At 63.0% G+C, this 20,574-nt stretch carries 22 protein-coding genes, 2 tRNA genes and 1 pseudogene; 4 read left to right on the forward strand and 21 right to left on the reverse strand.

Going from position 1 to position 20,574, the window contains the following annotated elements; translation table 11 throughout:
• Positions 1 to 549: IS66 family transposase (locus P0Y43_RS02975; protein WP_275635816.1), on the forward strand; the 549-nt coding region annotated here is incomplete at its 5' end.
• 47 nt (positions 550 to 596) lie between these two features.
• Positions 597 to 908 (forward strand): annotated as a pseudogene (locus tag P0Y43_RS02980) (hypothetical protein); the annotation flags it as partial.
• A gap of 54 nt (positions 909 to 962) precedes the next feature.
• Here P0Y43_RS02980 and P0Y43_RS02985 read toward each other — a convergent pair.
• The 14 genes from P0Y43_RS02985 to P0Y43_RS03050 form a co-directional block, all read right to left on the reverse strand.
• Positions 963 to 1,175: a HEAT repeat domain-containing protein gene (locus P0Y43_RS02985; protein ID WP_275635818.1), complete on the reverse strand. Its 213-nt coding sequence runs from the start codon at positions 1,173 to 1,175 to the stop codon at positions 963 to 965.
• Between the two features lie 32 nt (positions 1,176 to 1,207).
• Complete coding sequence (locus tag P0Y43_RS02990) at positions 1,208 to 1,711, reverse strand: hypothetical protein (protein ID WP_275635819.1); 504 nt, start codon at positions 1,709 to 1,711, stop codon at positions 1,208 to 1,210.
• Positions 1,712 to 1,753: 42 nt separating this feature from the next.
• Entirely contained in the window at positions 1,754 to 2,626 is an 873-nt protein-coding gene (locus P0Y43_RS02995; RefSeq protein ID WP_275635820.1) for a phage antirepressor N-terminal domain-containing protein, read from the reverse strand.
• On the reverse strand, positions 2,623 to 2,829 hold the full coding sequence (locus P0Y43_RS03000; protein ID WP_275635821.1) for a hypothetical protein: 207 nt from the start codon (positions 2,827 to 2,829) through the stop codon (positions 2,623 to 2,625). The genes P0Y43_RS02995 and P0Y43_RS03000 overlap by 4 nt, the downstream gene beginning before the upstream one ends.
• Positions 2,826 to 2,984 (reverse strand): hypothetical protein, encoded by a 159-nt coding sequence (locus P0Y43_RS03005; protein ID WP_275635822.1) that lies wholly within the window; start codon positions 2,982 to 2,984, stop codon positions 2,826 to 2,828. Before P0Y43_RS03005 ends, P0Y43_RS03000 begins: the two co-directional genes overlap by 4 nt.
• A 678-nt stretch (positions 2,985 to 3,662) precedes the next feature.
• On the reverse strand, positions 3,663 to 4,022 hold the full coding sequence (locus P0Y43_RS03010) for a hypothetical protein (protein ID WP_275635823.1): 360 nt from the start codon (positions 4,020 to 4,022) through the stop codon (positions 3,663 to 3,665).
• 620 nt (positions 4,023 to 4,642) lie between these two features.
• Positions 4,643 to 4,718 (reverse strand) — tRNA-Thr (locus P0Y43_RS03015).
• 98 nt (positions 4,719 to 4,816) lie between these two features.
• Positions 4,817 to 5,065, reverse strand: a complete 249-nt coding sequence (locus P0Y43_RS03020; protein WP_275635824.1) for a hypothetical protein — start codon at positions 5,063 to 5,065, stop codon at positions 4,817 to 4,819.
• 20 nt (positions 5,066 to 5,085) lie between these two features.
• Complete coding sequence (locus P0Y43_RS03025) at positions 5,086 to 5,466, reverse strand: hypothetical protein (RefSeq protein ID WP_275635825.1); 381 nt, start codon at positions 5,464 to 5,466, stop codon at positions 5,086 to 5,088.
• A gap of 313 nt (positions 5,467 to 5,779) precedes the next feature.
• A complete protein-coding gene (locus tag P0Y43_RS03030) occupies positions 5,780 to 6,997 on the reverse strand; it encodes a methyltransferase (protein WP_275635826.1) in 1,218 nt (405 codons plus the stop codon).
• An 87-nt stretch (positions 6,998 to 7,084) separates the two neighbouring features.
• Entirely contained in the window at positions 7,085 to 7,774 is a 690-nt protein-coding gene (locus P0Y43_RS03035) for an ABC transporter permease (RefSeq protein ID WP_275635827.1), read from the reverse strand.
• Positions 7,771 to 8,466: an ABC transporter permease gene (locus P0Y43_RS03040; protein WP_275635828.1), complete on the reverse strand. Its 696-nt coding sequence runs from the start codon at positions 8,464 to 8,466 to the stop codon at positions 7,771 to 7,773. The genes P0Y43_RS03035 and P0Y43_RS03040 overlap by 4 nt, the downstream gene beginning before the upstream one ends.
• A gap of 57 nt (positions 8,467 to 8,523) precedes the next feature.
• Positions 8,524 to 9,273, reverse strand: coding sequence for an ABC transporter substrate-binding protein (locus P0Y43_RS03045; protein WP_275635829.1), 750 nt, complete (start codon positions 9,271 to 9,273; stop codon positions 8,524 to 8,526).
• 11 nt (positions 9,274 to 9,284) lie between these two features.
• Positions 9,285 to 10,058 carry an ABC transporter ATP-binding protein gene (locus P0Y43_RS03050; protein WP_275635830.1) on the reverse strand — a complete coding sequence of 258 codons (774 nt, stop codon included), beginning with the start codon at positions 10,056 to 10,058 and terminating at the stop codon, positions 9,285 to 9,287.
• Positions 10,059 to 10,701: 643 nt separating this feature from the next.
• Between P0Y43_RS03050 and gabP the strand changes: the two genes are divergently transcribed.
• Complete coding sequence (gene gabP / locus P0Y43_RS03055; RefSeq protein WP_275635831.1) at positions 10,702 to 12,090, forward strand: GABA permease; 1,389 nt, start codon at positions 10,702 to 10,704, stop codon at positions 12,088 to 12,090.
• 130 nt (positions 12,091 to 12,220) lie between these two features.
• Here the strand turns inward: gabP and P0Y43_RS03060 are convergent, their stop codons facing one another.
• From P0Y43_RS03060 to P0Y43_RS03090, 7 genes are all read right to left on the reverse strand, one after another.
• Complete coding sequence (locus P0Y43_RS03060) at positions 12,221 to 12,664, reverse strand: hypothetical protein (RefSeq protein ID WP_275635832.1); 444 nt, start codon at positions 12,662 to 12,664, stop codon at positions 12,221 to 12,223.
• A gap of 94 nt (positions 12,665 to 12,758) precedes the next feature.
• Positions 12,759 to 13,673 carry a polyphosphate kinase 2 gene (gene ppk2, locus P0Y43_RS03065; protein WP_275635833.1) on the reverse strand — a complete coding sequence of 305 codons (915 nt, stop codon included), beginning with the start codon at positions 13,671 to 13,673 and terminating at the stop codon, positions 12,759 to 12,761.
• Between the two features lie 179 nt (positions 13,674 to 13,852).
• A complete protein-coding gene (locus tag P0Y43_RS03070) occupies positions 13,853 to 14,191 on the reverse strand; it encodes a hypothetical protein (RefSeq protein WP_275635834.1) in 339 nt (112 codons plus the stop codon).
• A gap of 401 nt (positions 14,192 to 14,592) precedes the next feature.
• Positions 14,593 to 14,668, reverse strand: a tRNA-Phe gene (locus tag P0Y43_RS03075).
• Positions 14,669 to 14,759: 91 nt separating this feature from the next.
• A complete protein-coding gene (locus P0Y43_RS03080) occupies positions 14,760 to 15,032 on the reverse strand; it encodes an oxidative damage protection protein (RefSeq protein WP_275635835.1) in 273 nt (90 codons plus the stop codon).
• Positions 15,029 to 16,096 (reverse strand): A/G-specific adenine glycosylase, encoded by a 1,068-nt coding sequence (gene mutY / locus P0Y43_RS03085; RefSeq protein WP_275635836.1) that lies wholly within the window; start codon positions 16,094 to 16,096, stop codon positions 15,029 to 15,031. The genes P0Y43_RS03080 and mutY overlap by 4 nt, the downstream gene beginning before the upstream one ends.
• A complete protein-coding gene (locus tag P0Y43_RS03090) occupies positions 16,093 to 18,348 on the reverse strand; it encodes an AsmA family protein (RefSeq protein WP_275635837.1) in 2,256 nt (751 codons plus the stop codon). The genes mutY and P0Y43_RS03090 overlap by 4 nt, the downstream gene beginning before the upstream one ends.
• Before the next feature lie 380 nt (positions 18,349 to 18,728).
• Here P0Y43_RS03090 and P0Y43_RS03095 point away from each other — a divergent pair, with 380 nt between their 5' ends.
• On the forward strand, positions 18,729 to 20,387 hold the full coding sequence (locus P0Y43_RS03095; protein ID WP_275635838.1) for an OFA family MFS transporter: 1,659 nt from the start codon (positions 18,729 to 18,731) through the stop codon (positions 20,385 to 20,387).
• Positions 20,388 to 20,574: the final 187 nt, after the last annotated feature.

Genomic DNA, 20,574 nt, shown 5'->3' on the forward strand with positions numbered 1-20,574 from the left:
CGCAAGTTTGTTGAAGCTCAGAAGGTGCAGCCCAAGGGCAAAGCCGGGCGAGCAGATATGGCGCTGGCATTGATCAATAAGCTGTATGGCGTCGAGCGTGAACTGAAGGACGCCTGTGATGAGCAGCGATTGACTGGCCGGCAGGAGAAGAGCCTGCCGATCTTGAGGCAATTGAAAAGTTGGTTGGATAAAACTCAGCCTCATGTGACGCCGCAAAGTGTGCTCGGCAAGGCTGTGAATTACCTGGCGAGCAATTGGAGTCGGCTGGAGCGTTATGTGGAGGCTGGGTATTTGCCGATCGACAACAACCCGGCAGAGCGCGCCATAAAGCCATTTGTGATCGGCCGCAAAGCCTGGCTGTTCAGCGACACGCCCAAGGGTGCCGCGGCCAGCGCGCAGCTCTACAGTTTGGTCGAGACCGCCAAGATCAACGGCCAAGAGCCCTATACGTGGCTGCGCCACGTACTGGAGCGGCTGCCCGGTGCGCAGTCGGTGGCAGAATATGAAGCTCTGTTGCCCTGGAACTGTTCACCGGAAATGCCACGGTAAACGATGGTCTCACCTTGCGGTAGGTGGGGTTCATGGATCGCTTACACCTCAACCTGGTGGTGGGGCAGAAGCTGAACGCGACGATCGGCGGCGACCTGCAGGAGCGGATCGAGGGCTTGCGAAAGAGTGTGGCGGCGGTCAGCCAGCGCCTGCAGGCGCCGAAGACGTGGCTAGGGTCGGAAGGAGTAAACGTGCTCCAGGTGCTGTGCGATCTGCTCGACCTGGTGCAGGAAATGAATGCCCAACTGGCGGGCCACACTCATGGGCCAACTCCGGTACCGAGTAACGCGACGGCGTTCACGCAAGCACGAGTCTCGACACTTTTGCTTTCGGAGAGGCTTAAACCAATCACTCTATAGAAAAGGCCGCTCTCTAGCGGCCTTTTTAGAACAGTCCAAGTTGGCACAGCTTCATTATGGTTTTAAGGACTTACCAAGCGCTCTAATCGCTGCCGCCTGCAGAGTTAAGTCTTCCAGTGGATCATCAATCACCGCGATAAGCGCATCACGCGCAGCACTGGTGTCCGTGTTACCCAGGGCATCGGCGGCAGCGATCCTTCTTTCCATGAAGTCTCTGTCGTCACGCATAATATCTGAAAGCTTAGTGATTATATTTGAGGGATTCATTTCTGGCGCCTGTCTGGTTTATGTAAGTTGGTTTATTGATCGCAATGTCCGCTGATACTTATTTTGATATTGGATCGCGGAATATCGTAAGTCGCAGAGATTCGATTAATTGCATCTACAATAGTGAGCAGTCTATCATCGTCGTGATTATTGATCTTCAAGTCTGAGTGTGTGGAACCTTCTAAATCAGGCGGCGAAAGGTGCACGCTGAGGTCGGCCTCGAACACATCGCCATTTTCGGTTTCCTGGATGGATCTCGGGAGGCCATCTATAGTCGAGACGCTTAAGATATCTGCCACTACGAACTTATGTGCCCACTTGTCATCCTTTCGAGAAACGGTGGTGCTTCTAATTTTTCCGAGGTAGCCAGTTTTGAGAAGTCTTGCGTCGTAGTGGGTGGCTGCAACGTAAATGTATTCGAAAGTAAAATCTTTCAAAGGGGTAATGTAGATTTTCTCGATTGTAAATGTGTCTATTAATTTAGCTATTTGCTTGTCATTACTTACGATTAACAGCGTTTTCTGTTCTTTGCTCATCTTCAATTCCTTTTAAATTGCGCGCAGCGTACTTGTTTTTCTTCAATCGCGCTGTCTGTTTGCTTGTAAGGGTGAATTAGGGGCAAATGAGGCTCTTAGAGCTTCTTTAATATCCGCTTTCACTCGGAATGGGATTTCGTACTTGGCAAAAGTCTTGTTGAGTGAACTCCAGTGCAGGGCCAGGATCTGCTCTGGCTTCTTGGAGTGATTGTAAGCGATGCCTAGGGCATCGAGCTTGCGAAGCGCTGCCCACAGTGGCTCCAAGAGTTCATCCGCACTGGGCGTACCCTGGCCGATACTCTCGAGAATAGGAACTGACAACCCCAACTGCTGTGAGACGAGAGCCAGTTGGTCATGGAGCGCGCTGCGCAGGGTGTTATCGCGGGTCCGGTGCAGTTCCTTGAGCAGGGCCACCCTGTGACGCGATAGCGCGATCTGCTGGTTCACGCTGGTGCTGCCTGGCCTTGAGGCGCTGCCCTTGGTCCAGTAGTCCCACAGCGCGTCGTCGCATTCTTCCTGGTAGCGGATGATCTTGTCGCGCAGATCGGGCTTCACTTTGTTTGGGTTGATCGTCATCAGCCAAGAAGCCAGTTTTCGCAGGGGGAGACAAACCGCTTCTTGCGCGCCACCCAGCGAAGGTGTGGTGATAATCACCATACCCCACCGGGTTGTGTTGTTGCTCAATTTTGCGTGCTGACTTTTCCAGTCGAGCCCCATGTTGGTGACAATCGGCTTCATCGCGACGAACGGATCGTTGTCTTGACCTACCAGCATGACGGTGTCGCCGTGGAACGGGACTGGCATCAATTGTGGGTGCATATCAAATCCTTGTGCATGGCGATCAACTGAGGCGGAAATCGCCGCAGTTGGGTAGGCAGTTGTTGTCGACATGACAACACCTTCACCGTCATTCATCGGGAAGAAAACCTCACGCCTGCAGCGTCCACCACGCTGCCCAGGTTCTCGGTGGTCAGGTCCAGCCAGGCCGCCATCATCTGCGGCGTCATCGAGTTGGAACGTTGTACCTCATCCAGCAGGATCGCCACCAGTCGCATCGAGTCGTGCACCTGCTTCAGCTTGTAGAACTCGTCTTCGGTCAAGGCGTAGGGCGTTCTCATTGGGCACCGCCTTGCGCTTCCAGGGCGCGCACGATGTCCATGTGGTGGTTGTAGCGGGCGAGGCGGGAAGCGAGCGAGGAGTCGGCGTGCAACGCGGCCAAGGCCATGCGGCGGTGCGCCAGGGCGCGGACTTTGGACGGAATGAGGGCGGTCATGCTGGAGCTCCTGAGTTGAGGAGCCATCACCGCTTGCGGCCAAGCAAGGAATGGTGACGGCTGTACGTGGGTTGGCCGACCGGGACTCAAGGCACCCGGCACACCCGAAGGTGTCCCACGCACAGCCGCCATAACGAAACAGCGGACACAAAAAAAGCGCCTCCTATCGCATGGAGGGCGCTTGTGCGCCTTGAGTTGTGCGACCGGCCAAGGTCGGTCGCTGATTTGGCAGCGACGGCCAGAGACTAGGCGCAATGCGCCTAGTGGTCAACAAAAATGCCGGCCGCAAAAAAAATCGGCGGAGAAAATCACTTATCCCCCTCCCGCCGACGCGCTTTTCGTCGCGAATTAGTGCAAAGCAGCGGTGGGGTGCAATGCGAGCTGCAGGCGGCGCCGTCTGCGGGGTCCCGCAGGGGGTGCGCCATTTCACACAGTGAAAGGAAATGAAGGATTGTGCAGGCTCGGCTGCACAGTGGGGCGGGGAAGGGGCAGGAGGGCAGGCCCGCTGCAGGCCACGTAATCCGGGAGGGCGCGGTGTGAAAACCTAGGTTCTACCGGGTTTTCCATTTTGGACTTGGTCTTTTCAACCGCTGCAGATCGCACCAGGTGCAGAGCGCTAATTCGCCTGGAGCCCCCGAACGGTGGGGCTCCTGCGTTTCCTCAGCTTTGCACAGCGCTTCACGCCTGCTCGACAGCCACCAGTCGGAGGTGGGGCATGTTGGCTTCTTTCTGCAGGCGCTTGAATTCCTTGGCGACCACAGGGATCAGCAGGCGATCCAAGGCGTGGCGCAGTTGCAGGGCCTGAGCCTCGGTCAGGCGCTTCACTGTTCCAGTACGAGCGCTCGCACAAGCCACCTTCTCAGGCGCAATACCGATCGCGTCCATCGCCCCATCGATGTAGCCGTCCAGGTACTCACGGCGCTTGAACAGGATCGAGCTCTCCGGCGCTTCCTGGTAATCCCAGTGCACCTCCCAGGCCTTGCCGGACTGGATGATTTCGATGATGGGCAGTGCCGCTTGGGTCGCTGGTTTGCGCATGCTGATTCTCTCGATCAATTCGCTACGCGGGGCAGTGTGAAGGATAGCTTCGGGGTGCCCCATGAAAGGTTTTTCAGGCTGACCCTCAAATCCCTGTCAGAACATGGATATCTGTCAGGAAATCGGCTGCAGGCCGCGTATTTACTGGGTTTGCGATCTGACAACGAACTGGGAAATTCGTGGCAAATCTGACAGACCAAATAAAAAAGCCTTATAAATCAATGGCTTGAGAAATCGAAATCTGACACAGTGGTTTTGTCAGGTTTTGACACCTCGCCGACACCTTTCTGACACTACCTGAAAACGCTGGAGGCCTTGAGATAGAAGGGTTAGACAGAGGTAAGAATATTCATCTGACAAATCTGACAGGCTTTTTAGGGGGCAACCTAAATTTTGCTTTGCTACGTGCAGGGGGGCGTTTCGTATGACGCGTATACACAGCGACGGCTCGAAAAACCCGGCCTATCACACCGCGATACTGCTACTACTCACCCCTTCGCATACGAGCCTTGGCTTGCCTGCGATCGGCCACTGGGGCCTTGAGGAGGGCGCTTGTTACGTGCGTTGTTACGCATAGGCTTGAAAAGGCCTCAGCAAACGTACGTAAGTGCTTGATTTGATGGTGCCGGCACCAGGAATCGAACCCGGGACCTACTGATTACAAGTCAGTTGCTCTACCATCTGAGCTATACCGGCACAGGGGCGTCATTATAGCGATCGGCGTGCGCCTGTAAACCACTTCCTTGCGCTCAGCCCTAAACGCCCTAAGTTACCGCCTGGAAAGAAGAATTCTCCTACCAGCCGCGGTGGATGGTGTTGACGCTCGGCTCAGGCTGCCCGGGGTTGAAGAACAGCTTGTCGTTGTCGCAGCCGCGCTTGCGGCACGGGGTCTCGACACGCAGTGGCAGGCCGCGGTCGCCGCCCAGTTGCATGCCGGGCATGTTCCAGTCCAGCGAGGGTTGCTTGGGGGCGGGGGCGCCGCCGGCGCATCCGGCCAGGGCCACGGCAACGGTCAACAGGGCGAAAGGTTTGGTCTTGGTCACGGTGTTCGGTCCGTTCTGAGTCAGTAGTCGTTCTGGATACGTACCACGGTGCCGCCACAGGCGGTGTAGCAACTGTTGTAGTCGCCGGTGCAGTCGTACTGCGGCTCCCGGCTGAAATCCGTCAGGGTCGTGGTGCAGGCGCGGCGCGCTTCTTTATAGCTCTTGCCCTTCTGGCAGGCGCTGTACTGGCGCTGCGAGGCACGCATCAACTGCAAATGCAGCCGCTCCTGGGCATCGGCGTTCACCTGGCAGCGGTTCTGCTCCTGGGTGCAACCCTTCATACAACCCTGCGCCGTTGGCGGCGCGGCATAGCGATAGCTGTAGGTCGGCGCGCAGGCGGCGAGCAGCAGGCTGGCCAGCAGCAGGGTGGCAAGGCTTGCTAGTCGGGCATCCATGGTCATGCGGCAGTCCTTGATCATCATCGCTGAAGGGGCCTCAGCACTCGACGGCGGGCGCGATGATACACCGATCGGCACGCGGGCGCTGCTTCGCTGAATCGAGGCCTCGCTGAAAACGCTTATGCACAAGGGGCATTCGCCCTGTGCGCGAAAGGCATGCCGAACCGCTGTACCACTGGTCTTTGCGCAAAGGCCTGTTTTTACTGGTTTTCGCTTACCTGCCGGAATAAGCCGAACGCTGCAAATAGCGATTGGATCCCACATTCCGTGATTTTCATCACAAGCTTGTTCACAGAGTTATCCACAGGTTGTGCGGTCAGTCGCGCTCGGCTAGCAGCAGCAGGTTGCGTGGGGTCAGCGGGTAGTCGCAGAACAGCCCGACGTTGACGACGTAGCCGTGCTCCTGGAGGAACAGCGCGCGGTCGAGCACCAGCCACAGCTCCAGCGGGCGGCGGAACAGGTTGCGCAGCAGTTCGAGGTTGCGCACCTCGGCCAGGCGCTGCCAGCCGGCTTGCTCCAGCGCGTGCCAGTCCAGCGTGCCGCTGAGGGGCACTTGGCGCAGTTGCGCCAGGTCGCGGCAGTACTGCTCGAAGGGCTTTTCCAGCCAGGCCGTGGGCAGCGACGGGGTGGGCAGGTAGTCGTCGCACTGGCGTTGCTCGCGTTGCAGCAGGTCGAAGCCCAGGCGCCGGGCCATCGAGGCATCGCGCTGGCGGCGCACGCGGGCGCTGGAGGTGACCGCCTCGTTGAGGGGCAGGCCGAGGTCGGCGATCGACAGGTGCAGGGGGGAGGCCTGCGCGGCCGTGGACATCGGCTGGTAGTGCTCGCCGGGCACGCGGTTGTAGCAGCACGGCGATACCGCCACCTGGCGGCAACCCTGCTGGCTGGCGGCGCGCAGCAGGCGCATGTGCAACTCGCCGCAGGCGTGCAGGGCGACCACGCTCTTGTCGTCATCCAGGTGGCGGGCGCTGTCGGCGGCCAGCACGTCCTGCTGCACGTGGGTGGCGGGCAGATGGTGGTGGTCGCTCAAGGCCTGGCCTGCCTCGACCAGTTCGGCGTCGTATTCCAGGCAGGTCAGCTGTTGGCCGGGCTGCAGCAGGCGCCGGCCCAGGTGGCCCTTGCCCGAGCACCAGTCCAGCCAGTGGCGGGTGGGCTGCTGGAAGGCCAGGCGGCTGCCGAAGGCTTCGATCTGCTGCCATTTGCGGCCGGGGACATTGACGTCCAGGCGATGGCCGGCGGGGTGAAGGTCGGTGTTGGGCAGTTCGCCGACGTCGGCCAGGCGCAAGGCTTCGGCGGCCAGCTGCGGGAAGGGCGCGGGGGCGGGCAAGCATTCGGGGTGATGCTGGGCGGCTTCGGCCTCTTCCAGGGTGCGTTGGCGCAGCCAGTGGGCCAGTTCCGGGTGCTGGGTTTCCCAGTCCATGCGCCGGGCGGTGAAGGGGCGGGGTTTCCACAGCGACTGGTGGGCGGCCAGGAACTGGTCCAGGGCCTGGAAGCGGTCGCGGAGTTGGTCGTCGTGGAGGTGGGGGGGGGTGGCCATGGTCGGGGTCGTGGGGGGTTGGGGCCACGTTGCGGCCCAATCGCGGGGCAAGCCCGCTCCTACAGGTTCAGGAGCGGGCCAACAGGGTCAGCGACCTTGGCAGGCGTCGACACGCAACCAGCGTTCCAGCAGCTTGAAGCCTTGCACCAGGATGAACGAGATCAACAGGTAGAACACCCCGGCAGCGAAGAAGATCTCCACCGGCAGGTAGGTGCGGGCGATGATCGTCCGCGCCATGCCGGTCAGCTCCAGCAGGGTGACGGTGCTGGCCAGGGCGCTGGCCTTGAGCATCAGGATCACTTCGTTGCTGTACGCCGGCAGGCCGATGCGCGCGGCGCGCGGCAGCATGATGTAGAACAGCGTCTTGCCCCGCGACATGCCCAGCGCCCGCGCCGCCTCGATCTCGCCCTTGGGAATCGCCTGCAATGCACCGCGCAGGATCTCGGCGATGTACGCGGCGGTGTGCAGGGTCATGGTCAGCACCGTGCACCAGAACGGGTCGCGCAGGTACGGCCACAGCGAGCTGCTGCGCACTGCGTCGAATTGCGCCAGGCCGTAGTACACCAGGAACAATTGCACCAGCAGCGGCGTGCCGCGGAAGAAGAAGATGTAGCTGTACGGCACCGCGCGCACGTACCAGTGCCGCGAGGAACGGGCGATGCCCAGCGGGATGGCCAGGATCAGCCCGGCGACGACGGCGATGGCCACCAGCTCCAGGGTCAGGGTCGCGCCCTGGGCCAGGCGCGGCAGCCACTTGATGATCACTTCCCAGTTCATTGCGCGGCCCTCATGAAGCCGCGAGCGGCGCGTTTTTCCAGGAAGTGCATGCCGATCATGGCGAGGACGGTCAGGCTCAGGTAGATGCAGGCGGCGACCATGTAGAAGGTGAACGGCTCCTTGGTCACGGTCACGCCGATCTGCGCGTGCCGCATGATTTCCTCAAGGCCGATCACCGACACCAGGGCGGTGTCCTTCATCAGGATCATGAACAGGTTGCCCAGGCCCGGCAGGGCGATGCGCCACATCTGCGGCAGGATGATCCGCGACAGGATGCGCCCGCGCGAAAGCCCCAGCGCCAGGCCGGCTTCGCGGTGGCCCTTGGGGATCGCCAGGATGGCGCCACGGAACACTTCGGTGGCGTAGGCGCCGAAGCACAGCCCCAGGGCGATCACCCCGGCGGCGAAGGCGCTCAGTTCCAGGCCAGGCAGGTTCAGCGCCTCGCCGAGGGCGTTCATCAGGCCGACGGTGCCGAAATAGATGAGCAGCACCCAGAGCAGTTCGGGTACGCCGCGCACCAGGGTGGAATAGGTGCCACCAAGCCATTGCAGTGGCTTGGCCGGTGAAGTCTTGGCCAGGGCGCCGAGCAGGCCCAGGACCAGCCCCAGCAGCAAGGCGCAAAGCGCCAGTTTTACGGTCATCAGGGTGCCGGCCATCATGGCCGGGCCGAATCCGTGCAGGTCGATATTCATGGGCAGGGTGCGTTCAAGGGACCGACACCGCGCAGCGGCGGTGTCGGTCGGGGCGAATCAATAGATGCTGAACGGGAAGTACTTGTCGTTGATCTTCTTGTACGTGCCGTCGGCGACGATTTCCTTCAGCGCGGCATTCAGCTTCTCGCGCAGCGGGTCGCCTTTACGCACGGCGATACCGATCTTGTCGCTCTCTTCCACCGGCTCGCCCTTGAACTCGAAGTTCGAGCCGTCCTTGCTCTTGAGCCACTCGTACTGCACGTACTTGTCGGCCAGGATGCCGTCGATGCGGCCGGAGACCAGGTCCAGGTAGGCGTTTTCCTGGGTGTCGTAGAGCTTGATCTCGGTGCCGCTGGTGTTGTCTTCCAGCCAGGTGCCGGCCAGGGTCGCGCGTTGGGCGCCGATCACCTTGCCTTTCAGCGCGGCCTTGTCGGTCTTGAAGTCGACGTTCTTCGGCGCGATGAACTGCAGCTTGTTGGAGTAGTAGGGGTCGGTGAAGTCGACGGCCTGCTTGCGCTCGTCGGTGATCGACAGCGACGACACCAGGAAGTCGAACTTCTTGGCGTTCAGGGCGGGGATGATGCCGTCCCAGTCGGAGGTGACGACCGAGCACTCGACCTTCATCTTGGCGCACAGGGCGTCGCCGATGTCCTTGTCGAAGCCGACCACGTTGCCGCTGGCGTCCTTGTTGTTGAAGGGTGGGTAGGCGGCTTCGATACCCATGCGCAGTTTTTCGGCGGCCATGGCGTTGGCCGACATCACCAGCGTGGCAGCAGCGGCCAGGAGGAACTTCTTGTAAGTCTGCATGTATTGCTCCGTTAGCGGTGGCTGGACATGAATTGCTTGCAACGCGCCGAGGTCGGGTTCTCGAAGACCTGCTGCGGCGATCCCTGCTCTTCGACCAGGCCCTGGTGCAGGAACACCACTTCACTGGACACCTGGCGGGCGAAGTTCATCTCGTGCGTGACCAGCAGCATGGTACGGCCTTCTTCGGCGAGCGCACGGATAACGTTAAGCACTTCCTGGACCATTTCCGGATCGAGCGCCGAGGTCGGCTCGTCGAACAGGATGACCTTGGGCTTCATGGCCAGGGTGCGGGCGATGGCGGCGCGCTGCTGCTGGCCACCGGAAAGCTGGGCGGGGTAGCTGTGGCGCTTGTCGAAGATGCCGACCTTGTTCAGCAGCGCCTCGGCGTGCTCGATCGCCTCGGCCTTGCTTTGGCCGAGCACGCGGCGCGGGGCCTCGATGATGTTGTCGAGGATCGACATGTGCGGCCACAGGTTGAAATTCTGGAAGACGAAGCCGATCTCGCTGCGCAGGCGGTTGATCTGGCGGTTGTCGGCGGCGATCAGGTCGCCGGTCTTGGTGCTCTTGAGCTTGAGCTCTTCACCGGCCACGAGGATCTGGCCCTGGTGCGGGTTCTCCAGCAGGTTGATGCAGCGCAGCAAGGTGGACTTGCCGGAGCCGGACGAACCGAGGATCGAGATCACGTCACCGTCGCGCGCGGTCAGCGAAATGCCCTTGAGAATTTCCTGGTCGCCGTAGCGTTTGTGCAGATTGCGGATTTCCAGCGCGGGCGTGGCCTGGGCCATGTGCGGTCCTCATGTGTTCGGTTGCGTTCCCAGCTGTTGGCGGCCTTCCTGGCGAGCGCAACGCTAGCATAGCGCCTTGATGGCGGCCAACCGGGTCGCAGGGGGCTCGGGTCGCTGGCGGGGCAGTTTGTCGCATCGCTGCAGTGCAACGTCGCGCGGATGTCCGCAAAGGCGGTTTCCGGTACCCGGAGCCTGGATGAAAAAAAGGCGCGATGGTGCCACCTTTGGGCCGGGGAGGGAAGCGCTTTTGTCCTGGGCGCGAAGGCCCTATCGCGGGGCGAGCCCGTTGTAGCAGCGGGCTTGCCCCGCGATGGAGGCGATGGTTGCTCCACAGGGTTGCGCCTTTCTGTGCGCCGAAATGGCGAACAGGTGTTACCAGGCGCAACCTTTTGCCTGTTTGTAAGTGGGTATTTCAGTAATGCACACTTGGCACGCGACCTTGATGGCCATTCGGTCAGGCAATGACCGAAGCCCCCGCCAAGCCCCGCCATTCGTGCCTGTCGGATAATTCAGGACGAATGATGATCGTTCCTGGCGCGCTTATTGCCGCCAGGCAGCCCACCGATTGCCGCGACGCCTAAACAACCCCTGGCGCGCTTCGTATCCAGCAATCGGGTGGTCCACTCCTTACAAAGGTAGTTTTATGAGCGGTAAGCACAATTCCAATGACCTCGCTCAGGGGCTCAAGCAACGGCATGTCACCATGCTGTCCATCGCCGGCGTCATCGGTGCCGGTCTGTTCGTCGGTTCCGGCCATGCCATCGCCGCAGCCGGGCCTGCTGTCCTGCTCGCCTACGCCGCCGCCGGCACCCTGGTGGTGCTGGTGATGCGCATGCTCGGCGAGATGGCCATCGCCTCGCCGGACACCGGTTCGTTCTCCACCTACGCCGACCGCGCCATCGGGCGCTGGGCCGGGTTCACCATCGGCTGGCTGTACTGGTGGTTCTGGGTGCTGGTCATCCCGCTGGAGGCCAACGCCGCCGCGGCCATCCTGCATGCCTGGTTCCCGGCGGTCGACCTGTGGGCGTTCTCGCTGGTGATCACCCTGGTGCTGACCGGCACCAACCTGTTCAGCGTGAAGAACTACGGCGAGTTCGAGTTCTGGTTCGCCCTGCTCAAGGTGCTGGCGATCGTCGCCTTCATCGTGGTCGGCTGCGTGGCCATGTTCGGCCTGGCGCCGGGCAGCCAGGTCAGCGGCGCCAGCCACCTGTTCGATACCCAGGGCTTCATGCCCAATGGCCTGGGTGCCGTGCTGGCGGCCATGCTGACGACGATGTTCTCGTTCATGGGCACCGAGATCGTCACCATCGCCGCGGCCGAGTCGAAGGACCCAGGCAAGCAGATCACCCGCGCCACCAACTCGGTGATCTGGCGGATCTGCCTGTTCTACCTGGTGTCGATCTTCCTGGTGGTGGCCCTGGTGCCGTGGAACGACCCGGCCCTGGCCGAGAAGGGCTCGTACCAGACCGTGCTGAGCCTGATCGGCGTGCCGAACGCCAAGCTGATCGTCGACATCGTCGTGCTGATCGCCGTGACCAGTTGCCTGAACTCGGCGCTGTACACCTCTTCGCGGATGCTGTTCTCGCTGAGCAAGCGTGGCGACGCCCCGGCCATCGCCCAGCGCACCACCAAGGCCGCTACCCCGCACTGGGCGGTGCTGCTGTCCACCGCTGCGGCGTTCCTCACCGTGTTCGCCAACTACGTGGCGCCGGCGCAGGTGTTCGAGTTCCTGCTGGCCAGCTCCGGGGCGATCGCCCTGCTGGTGTACCTGGTGATCGCCGTGTCGCAACTGCGCATGCGTGCCCAGCGTGAGGCGCGTGGCGAGAAGATCGCCTTCAAGATGTGGCTGTTCCCCGGCCTGACCTGGCTGACCATCGCCTTCATCGTGGCGGTGCTGGTGGTGATGGCGATCCGGCCGGACCACCGTGCCGAGATCGTCGCCACCGCGCTGCTGAGCATCGGTGTGGTCGCGGCGGGCTTGCTGGTGCATCGCAAGCGCGAGGCGGCTGGGCGGGTGGCGTTGGATAACTGATCCGCGTTGGCATGAATGAAAAGGCCGCGTCCTGCGAAGGGCGCGGCCTTTTTATTTGTCTGTGGTGGCCCTTTCGCGGGTTTGCCCGCGAAAGGGCCGGAGCAGGCAATAAAGATGTTTAGGGGTGGGCTCAGCCGAACTGCTTCTGCTGTTGCTGCTGCTTGGCCACCAGCTCCGAGGCCGCCACGTAGGCGTCCTGGAATTCATCGCTTTCCAGCCACGCCATGGTGGCGTCCGCGTCGGTGCCGTCGAGCCACTGACGGTAGGCGGTGAACACCAGCACGATGTAGTCGGTGGCGTGCTCTTCCTTGTGGCCCTTGAGCACCAGCGCCAGCAGCGGGTCGACCAGGAAGACCGAGATCATCGGCACCAGGCCGTTCTGCTGGGCTTCCTTCATCTTGTCGAACAGGCTGTTGTAGCTGCCCGATTCCATGGCCTTGTTGAACACCTGCTCGACGCTGGCGCTGTCGCCAGTGCTGGCCTTCACCGCCTGGCCGCTGCGCACCATGCGGTTCTGCTTGGCCTTGGAGGCGGCGCGCTTGGCGCGTTTCTGTTGCTTGGTATTGGAGGCCATGGGGGCGTGAATCCTTGGTGTGGCTGGAAATGCGCGTATTGAAGCGTAGTTGCCGGGGAAACCCAAGTGTTGTTGGGCGATAGGGCCCTAGGGCTCACCCAACCGCCTCATCCTCTTCGAACCCTCGCGAAGCCCGCCCCACCAGCAGCGCATCCGGCGCATGGGCCACGCTGTGGTCCTTGCCCGGATAATCCAGAGAATGCAGGAAATGGCGGATGCAGTTGATCCGCGCGCGTTTCTTGTCGTCGGACTTGATCACCGTCCACGGTGCGTCGGCGGTGTCGGTGTGGAAGAACATCGCCTCCTTGGCCTCGGTGTAGTCGCCCCAGCGGTCCAGCGACTTGATGTCGATCGGCGACAGCTTCCAGTGCTTGAGCGGGTCGTCGCGGCGCGAGATGAAGCGGCGCAGCTGTTCCTCGCGGTTCACCGAGAACCAGTACTTGAACAGCCGCAGGCCGCTGTTGCACAGCATGCGTTCGAGCTCCGGCGCCTGGCGCATGAATTCCAGGTATTGCACGGGGGTGCAGAAGTCCATCACCCGCTCGACGCCGGCGCGGTTGTACCAGGAGCGGTCGAAGAACACCATTTCGCCGGCCGTGGGCAGGTGCTGCACGTAGCGCTGGAAGTACCACTGGCCTTTTTCCTGTTCCGAAGGCTTCTCCAGTGCGACGATGCGCGCACCGCGTGGGTTCAGGTGCTCCATGAAGCGCTTGATGGTGCCGCCCTTGCCCGCCGCGTCGCGGCCCTCGAAGAGAATGACCACGCGTTGGCCGGTGTCCCTCACCCAGCTTTGCACCTTCAGCAGCTCGATCTGCAGGGCATGCTTGGCCTTCTCGTATTCCTGGCGGCGCATGCGCGTGCGGTACGGGTAGCTGGCCGGCAGGCGCGCCGAGGTGCTGTCCTCGTTGCTGCCCTTGCGGGCGCTGGCCACCTGCAAGGCGGCGGGTTGCTGGCTGATCGCGGTGATGCTGTCGGGCGTGGGCAGGGGGAGGGTGGATTCTTCGCTCATGGCGGTCCTTGCGGGTCGGTGATGTGCACCGTTCATGCTAGGGCGGCCAGGGGCGGGGGCGTTGATGTCGATCAATGCCGGGGCTGCTGCGCAGCCCATCGCGGGGCAAGCCCGCTCCTGCAGGTATCCGAATCAGCGGCGTACCTGAGCGGGCTTGCCCCGGCAAGACACCGAAGCTATCAGCCGTTCGTCGCTGGAGCTTCCGGCTTGTGCCTTTCCAGCGTATGCGCAATCGCACCGGCAACGGCCTTGGCGGCATCGAGCGTGTATTTCACCAGCCAGGCATCCCGGGCCGAAAACTCACGTTCATGCATGGCTGTGGCATATACCGGCTCGTCGAGCGCATCCAGCAGTTCGCACAGTGTCCGCGCCGCATCGGCAACAGGAATACCTGGCGTCACGGTGAATAGTCGAAGGTTGTCGGGTTCCATTCCAGTGGGGCAAAAACGATGTCCTGCGGAAATCGTAAGGACGAGGCTTGTGCTGTCAGGCGGTGAAGGGTGAGAGGCAATGCGCATAGGTGGACTCCTTGTACTGGTTTGCCGCCACCCCGCTGCCGCCACCCCGCTGCCGCCAAGCAGTTAGGGTGGCGGATTGCGCAGGATTGGCGGACCGGCGTACAAGGGAACCGGCGCACCCGAAGGTGCTCCTGCGCAACCTGCCATAGCACAGGTGTGCCGGGCACAAAAAAGCGCCGACAACCATGATGGGGAGGCCTGCCGAGAGGAAAACGATCCAGTCTTACTTGTCGATGCTTTGAGTGACCTCGAGCGTGCTGCTGATAAGGCGGGCTGAGAAAGCCCGGTCATTACCCAGCGTCCACCTTCTCAAACCAAAAATTCCAGACAACAAAAAACCCGCACTAGGCGGGTTTTTTGTTTTGCTTCGACTGGCTTTGCAACCACCCGATGCTTAATGGTGGTGCCCAGAGACGGAGTCGAACCGCCGACACGAGGATTTTCAATCCTCTGCTCTACCGACTGAGCTATCTGGGCGACGGGGCGAATTAAAAAGGTTTTCAGATCCTTCGTCAACGACTTTTTGAAAATTTTTTTAAATTATTCCGTCGCTTACGCTTCACCAGGGTCACGCGCTGGGTGGCACGTACCCTTCTGCCTGGGCGTAGTCTTCGCCAGCGAAGAACTTGTCCATTTCCGCCTGGAGGAATTTGCGGTCCTCGGCGTTCATCATGTTCAGGCGCTTCTCGTTGATCAGCATGGTCTGGTGCGCCTGCCACTCGTCCCAGGCCTTCTTCGAGATGTGCTCGAAGATGTCCTGGCCCTTGGCGCCAGGGTAGGGCGGGCGCTCCAGGCCGGGCAGTTCTTCGTTGTACTTGCGGCACTTCACGGTGCGGGTCATCGGGAATCTCCTGCAATCAATTCATCGGCCGCGCGTTTGAGCAGTTTCTTGACCGGGGCGGCGAGGCCCAGGCGCGGCGGGGTGGCGAGGTTATACCAGAGCCAGTCGGGCTCGGCCACGTGCGAGCCGACCGGGTCCACGCGCACCAGCCACGGCTCGATGGCCAGCTGGAAGTGGCTGAAGGTGTGGGTCAAGCCATCCAGGGCCCGGCTGCCGGCCAGGCGCAGGCCGTGCTGGTAGGCCAGGTCGTCGAGCTGTTCGAGGCTGTCCAGCTCCGGCAGGCTCCACAGCCCGCCCCACAGGCCGCTCGACGGGCGACGGTAGAGCAGGATCGCGCCGTCATGGTTGGCCAGCAGCGGCATCAGCGTCTTGCGCTGGGGCAGGGCCTTGCGTGGCTTGGGCTCGGGGTAGCGGGTCTCCTCGCCGTGCAGGTGCGCCTCGCAACCGCGTTGCAACGGGCAGATCAGGCAACTGGGCTTGCTGCGGGTGCACAGCGTGGCGCCCATGTCCATCATGGCCTGGGTGTAGTGGTTGGCGCGGGCCTGGGGGGTGAAGCGCTCGGCGCTGGCCCACAGCGCATTGGCCACTTTCGGCTCGCCGGGGTAGCCGGCTTGCGCGGTGTAGCGGGCCAGCACGCGCTTGACGTTGCCGTCGAGGATCGGCGCGCGAATGCCCATGCTGATGCTGGCGATGGCGCCTGCGGTGGAGCGGCCGATGCCGGGCAGCTCGGTGAGCTGCTCGACGCTGCGCGGGAACTCGCCGCCGTGGCGCTCGACGACGATCTTCGCCGCTTTCTGCAGGTTGCGTGCGCGGGTGTAGTAGCCCAGGCCCGTCCACAGGTGCAGCACTTCGTCCTCCGGCGCCTCGGCCAGGGCCTGCACGGTGGGCAGGGCCTGCATGAAGCGGTCGAAGTAGTTGAGCACGGTGCTCACCTGGGTCTGTTGCAGCATGATTTCCGACACCCACACCCGGTAGGGGGTGATGCCCTGTTGCCAGGGCAGGTCGTGGCGGCCGTGCTGGTCGTACCAGTCCAGCACGGCGCTGGAGAACTGCTCGGGGCTCATCGCTTGAACAGCCCCTTGAGTGCTTCTTTGATTTCCGGGCTCACTTTGTCACCGAGTTTCTCATCGAGTTTTTCGTCGAGCTTGTCTTTCAGGCGGTTGCCGGCCAATTGCGCGGCGACCTTGCCCAGGCCGTCCTGGTCCAGGCGGCAGGCCTTGGCGCCCAGTTCCAGCGGGCCGCGGCAGCGCAGCGGCACGGCGACGCCGACGTAGCGTTCGTTGACCTGGCAGGCCGGGTCGGGCATGGCGCGCTGGTCGCCTTCGACGATCACGCCGACGTTGTAGTCCATGCCCAGCACGCGCAGGTCGAGGTCGCCCTGGCCGTTGACGGTCAGGCCCGGGATGCGTGCCTTGAGGTCGGGGTTGCTGGCCACGCCGTTGCGCACCACCAGGCTGCCGCGCAGTTCCTGGAAGGGCGTGTCCTTGGCCCGTGGCTCGCCGCTGAGCTGCTTGCGGTTGAGGGTGGCGATGGCCTGGCACAGTTGCTGTTCGAGGTTGGCGTTGACCAGCACGCCATCGTTGATGGTGAAGCTGGCATTGCCGTTGAGGGTGTCGATCAGCGCTTTCTGGCTGTTGCCGGTGGCGGTCAGGTCGCTGGACAGCGTCAGCAGCCCCTTGACCGGCGGCGCCTGGTCGGGGCTTTCGCGCTTGATGAAGTGCTCCACCGGCACGCGGTTGATCTTGGTGTTGACGCCGATCTGCGGCACGGCCGGGCGCACGTCGACGGTGCCCTTGGCCTCGAAGCTGCCGTTGTACAGGCCGCCGCGCAGGGTTTCCAGGGTCACCAGGCCGCCTTGGCCGTTGGCTTTGAGCTGGGCGTCGCTGATCGGCAGCTTGTCGAGGGTCAGGGCGCCGAAGGCCAGGTCGGCCTGCAGGTCGAGGGCGCGCAGGCGATCGACCGGCAGCAGCTTGTCGTTGCTCCAGGCCACCTGGGTGGGCGCGTTGGGCAGCGGCGAGGTGCCGGCGCCGACGGTGGCGCTGGCCTCCTGCTGCTTGACCTCGGCCTGGCGCGCGGCGGTGGCGCCCTTGGCCTCTTCGCTCTTGGCCGGCAGGTAGCGGTCGGCGTTGAACGTGTCGGCCTTCAGTTGCAGGCGCAGGGCTTGCTTGGCGAAGTCCTCGATGGCCACGCGGCCGCTGAAGGTGCTGTCGTCCAGCTTCACCGCCAGGTCCTCGAAGGCCAGGCTGTTCTGCGTGCCTTGCAGGCGGCTGACCAGCTCCAGCTTGCTGAACGCGGCGGGGTCGGCGGTGGCCGGCAGCGGGTGGCCGATGCCGTCGAGGAAGGTGCGCAGGTCGAACTGGGCGATGGACAGCCCGGCGCTGAGCTGCGGCGCCTTGTCCAGGTCGCGCACGTTCAGCTCGCCGAGGGCGCGCAACTGGTTGGCGGAAACCTTCAGGCCAGTCCAGGAGGCGACGTTGGCCGCCAGGTCGACCATCACCTGGCCCTGGGCGGCGAAGGTCATGCTCTTGCCGGCCAGCGGCTCGCCCGAGGTTTCGCCGGACAGGCGCATGTCTTCGAGGTTGTAGCGCTTGAGGCGGCGGTCGAAGCGCAGCTCGCCGGTCAGTTCGGTGCGCGCCTTGATGTTCGGCGCGCTGGCGCTGAGGAAAGCGCTGGCCTTGATCGGGATGTTCACCCCATCGTGCACCGCGCCGGTGCTCAGCTGGATGCTCTCGGCGCCATAGCTCTTGCCGCTCTGTTCATCGGTGAACTGCACCCGCGCGTTGTTCACGGTCAGGCTGTCGATGTCGAGCTTGACCGCGCGCTCGCTGCCGGCCGGCGTGCCGCCCTCGGCGCTGGCCGGGGTAGCTGGCGCCTGGGTGGTGGCGGCCTGGGTGCCGGCGTTCGGCTCGGGCAGCGGCTTGCCGATGTCTTCCCAGTTGCCGTGGCCGTTGGCGTCGCGGGTCAGGGTCAGGTTCAGCCCTTCCACGCGCACGTCGCTCATCTGCACTTCGCGGCGCAGCAGCGGCAGCACGCGCACCGACAGGCCGAGCATCTGCAGGTCGGCGAACGGCGCCTTGGGGTTGGCCAGGGTGGCGATGCTCGCCTCGTGCAGCTCCAGGCCCAGCCAGGGGAACAGGCTCCAGCCGATGTCGCCGTTGAGGGTCAGCTCGATGTGGGCCTTGTCGCGGGCCAGCTGGCGAATCTCGTCTTTGTAGTCGTTGGGATCGAAGAGGTGGGTCAGGGCGAAGCCCAGCGCCACGATGATCAGCAACAGCCCGAGCAGCCCCAGTCCCAGGATTTTGCCGAACGCTTTCATGGGCGAGTCCTTGTAGTCCGATTTTTAAATTCAAGCGGCTGAGTATAGCGCCGCTGCCATGGCCTCTGCGTATCCGACAACAGATACAGAGCATTTCATTTGAGTGTGTGGATGCCTGCCACGGCACCCCCGGTTCGGGGTTCGACCCCGTGCAATGCGACAGTTCCGTCAAACGTTTGCGCTGGCACAAAAATATCAATGTCAGAGTGCTTTCATCGGGCTTGCCACCTGTTACTCTTGCGCCGTTCGGGGAGCATCGTGCGACGCATTGTCGCGGATGTTGCCGCAAACGGCCGGGCTTTTCCGGGGGAAAAGCCACATTCAGAGCCGGGTATTCAATCCACGAACGCCAGCCTACCTACAAATAAAGGAACGATCCCATGAACAGCAACGTTGCGACAGGGATACCGGAACGCGTGCCCGGTTTCCTGTCCAAGGAACGCATCATCGCCCGCCCGGGCTTCAACCGCTGGCTGGTCCCGCCGGCGGCCCTGGCCATCCATTTGTGCATCGGCATGGCCTATGGCTTCTCGGTGTTCTGGCTGCCGCTGTCGCAAGCCATCGGCATCACCGCGCCGGTCGCCTGCTCGGCTGACGTGGGCTTCATCGCCCGCCTGTTCAGCGCCGAGTGCGACTGGCCGATCTCCATGTTGAGCTGGATCTACACCCTGTTCTTCGTCTTCCTCGGCTGCTCGGCCGCGGTGCTCGGCGGCTGGCTGGAACACGCCGGCCCGCGCAAGGCGGGCCTGGTGTCGGCGCTGTGCTGGTGCGGTGGCCTGCTGATCTCGGCGATCGGCGTGAAGACCCACCAACTGTGGCTGATGTGGCTGGGCTCCGGGGTCATCGGCGGTATCGGCCTGGGCCTGGGCTACATCTCGCCGGTCTCGACCCTGATCAAGTGGTTCCCGGACAAGCGCGGCATGGCGACCGGCATGGCGATCATGGGCTTCGGTGGCGGCGCGATGGTTGGCGCACCCCTGGCCACCGCGCTGATGGGCCACTTCGCCAACGGCCAGGAAGTGGGCGTATGGCAGAGCTTCGTGGCCATGGCGGCGATCTACTTCGTGTTCATGACCGCCGGCGCCCTGGCCTACCGCGTGCCGCCGACCGGTTGGAAGCCTGAAGGCTGGACCGCCCCGGCGAAGAAGGCCAACACCATGGTCACCGACCGCCACGTGCACGTCAGCGTTGCGTGGAAAACCCCGCAGTTCGCGCTGATCTGGTTGGTACTGTGCCTGAACGTGTCGGCAGGTATCGGCATTCTCGGCATGGCCTCGCCGCTGCTGCAGGAAGTCTTCGCCGGCAAGCTGCTGGGCAACGGCCTGAGCTTCAGCGAGCTGAACAGCGCGCAGCTGGCGCAGATCGCCGCCATCGCCGCGGGCTTCACCGGCCTGCTGAGCCTGTTCAACATCGGCGGTCGCTTCTTCTGGGCGTCGTTTTCCGACTACATCGGCCGCAAGAACACCTACTTCGCCTTCTTCGCCCTGGGCGTCGGCCTCTACAGCCTGGTGCCGAACCTCGGCCACCTGGGCAACGTGGCGCTGTTCGTGGCGGCGTTCTGCGTCATCCTGTCGATGTACGGCGGTGGTTTCGCCACTGTGCCGGCGTACCTGGCCGACCTGTTCGGCACGCAGATGGTCGGTGCCATCCACGGTCGCCTGCTGACCGCCTGGGCGGCGGCGGGCGTGCTCGGCCCGGTGCTGATCACCTACCTGCGCGAGTCGCAGCTGGCGGCGGGCGTGGCGCGCGCGGCGGCCTACGACATGACCCTGTACATCCTCGCCGGCCTGCTGGTGCTGGGCTTCATCTGCAACGCGCTGGTGCGCCCGGTGGCCGACAAGTACTTCATGACCGATGAAGAGCTGGCCGCCGAGCGCGCGCTGAGCCACGACAAAGGCGCCGATGGCGCCCGTTCGCTGGAATGGCACGCCGCGCCGGGCAGCCTGCCGCTGGTGCTGCTGGCCTGGGCGGTGGTGGTGATTCCGCTGGCCTGGGGGGTGTGGATCACCCTGCAGAAGACCGCGGTGCTGTTCCATTGATGGCTGATACAGCCGGCTGATTGGCTGGCTGTGATGGCCCTGTCGCGGGGCGAGCCTGCTGCTACGAGTACTGCGCTGTGTGAAAACGGCGGGGTATTTGCGGGAGCGGGCTCGCCCCGCGATGCATTTGCCCGCCTGCCACACGTCATCCGCGTTTCAAGCCGGCGCGTCTTGGGCCTATAATGGA

The sequence above is a fragment of the Pseudomonas entomophila genome, assembly GCF_029193575.1.
In the GTDB taxonomy this organism is placed as follows: Bacteria; Pseudomonadota; Gammaproteobacteria; order Pseudomonadales; family Pseudomonadaceae; genus Aquipseudomonas; species Aquipseudomonas entomophila_G.

Bases quoted from the DNA above. Each gene is read 5' to 3' on its own strand.
- P0Y43_RS02990 (WP_275635819.1), bottom strand. From the start codon at position 1,711: ATGAGCAAAGAACAGAAAACGCTGTTAATCGTAAGTAATGACAAGCAA.
- P0Y43_RS02985 (WP_275635818.1), bottom strand. From the start codon at position 1,175: ATGAATCCCTCAAATATAATCACTAAGCTTTCAGATATTATGCGTGAC.
- P0Y43_RS03090 (WP_275635837.1), bottom strand. From the start codon at position 18,348: ATGAAAGCGTTCGGCAAAATCCTGGGACTGGGGCTGCTCGGGCTGTTG.
- P0Y43_RS03010 (WP_275635823.1), bottom strand. From the start codon at position 4,022: ATGCGCAAACCAGCGACCCAAGCGGCACTGCCCATCATCGAAATCATC.
- P0Y43_RS03030 (WP_275635826.1), bottom strand. From the start codon at position 6,997: ATGGCCACCCCCCCCCACCTCCACGACGACCAACTCCGCGACCGCTTC.
- P0Y43_RS03095 (WP_275635838.1), top strand. From the start codon at position 18,729: ATGAACAGCAACGTTGCGACAGGGATACCGGAACGCGTGCCCGGTTTC.
- P0Y43_RS02995 (WP_275635820.1), bottom strand. From the start codon at position 2,626: ATGAATGACGGTGAAGGTGTTGTCATGTCGACAACAACTGCCTACCCA.
- P0Y43_RS03025 (WP_275635825.1), bottom strand. From the start codon at position 5,466: ATGACCATGGATGCCCGACTAGCAAGCCTTGCCACCCTGCTGCTGGCC.
- P0Y43_RS03040 (WP_275635828.1), bottom strand. From the start codon at position 8,466: ATGAATATCGACCTGCACGGATTCGGCCCGGCCATGATGGCCGGCACC.
- P0Y43_RS03000 (WP_275635821.1), bottom strand. From the start codon at position 2,829: ATGAGAACGCCCTACGCCTTGACCGAAGACGAGTTCTACAAGCTGAAG.
- P0Y43_RS03080 (WP_275635835.1), bottom strand. From the start codon at position 15,032: ATGACCCGCACCGTGAAGTGCCGCAAGTACAACGAAGAACTGCCCGGC.
- P0Y43_RS03005 (WP_275635822.1), bottom strand. From the start codon at position 2,984: ATGACCGCCCTCATTCCGTCCAAAGTCCGCGCCCTGGCGCACCGCCGC.
- ppk2 (WP_275635833.1), bottom strand. From the start codon at position 13,673: ATGAGCGAAGAATCCACCCTCCCCCTGCCCACGCCCGACAGCATCACC.
- mutY (WP_275635836.1), bottom strand. From the start codon at position 16,096: ATGAGCCCCGAGCAGTTCTCCAGCGCCGTGCTGGACTGGTACGACCAG.
- P0Y43_RS03050 (WP_275635830.1), bottom strand. From the start codon at position 10,058: ATGGCCCAGGCCACGCCCGCGCTGGAAATCCGCAATCTGCACAAACGC.
- P0Y43_RS03070 (WP_275635834.1), bottom strand. From the start codon at position 14,191: ATGCGCATTGCCTCTCACCCTTCACCGCCTGACAGCACAAGCCTCGTC.
- P0Y43_RS03060 (WP_275635832.1), bottom strand. From the start codon at position 12,664: ATGGCCTCCAATACCAAGCAACAGAAACGCGCCAAGCGCGCCGCCTCC.
- P0Y43_RS03045 (WP_275635829.1), bottom strand. From the start codon at position 9,273: ATGCAGACTTACAAGAAGTTCCTCCTGGCCGCTGCTGCCACGCTGGTG.
- gabP (WP_275635831.1), top strand. From the start codon at position 10,702: ATGAGCGGTAAGCACAATTCCAATGACCTCGCTCAGGGGCTCAAGCAA.
- P0Y43_RS03035 (WP_275635827.1), bottom strand. From the start codon at position 7,774: ATGAACTGGGAAGTGATCATCAAGTGGCTGCCGCGCCTGGCCCAGGGC.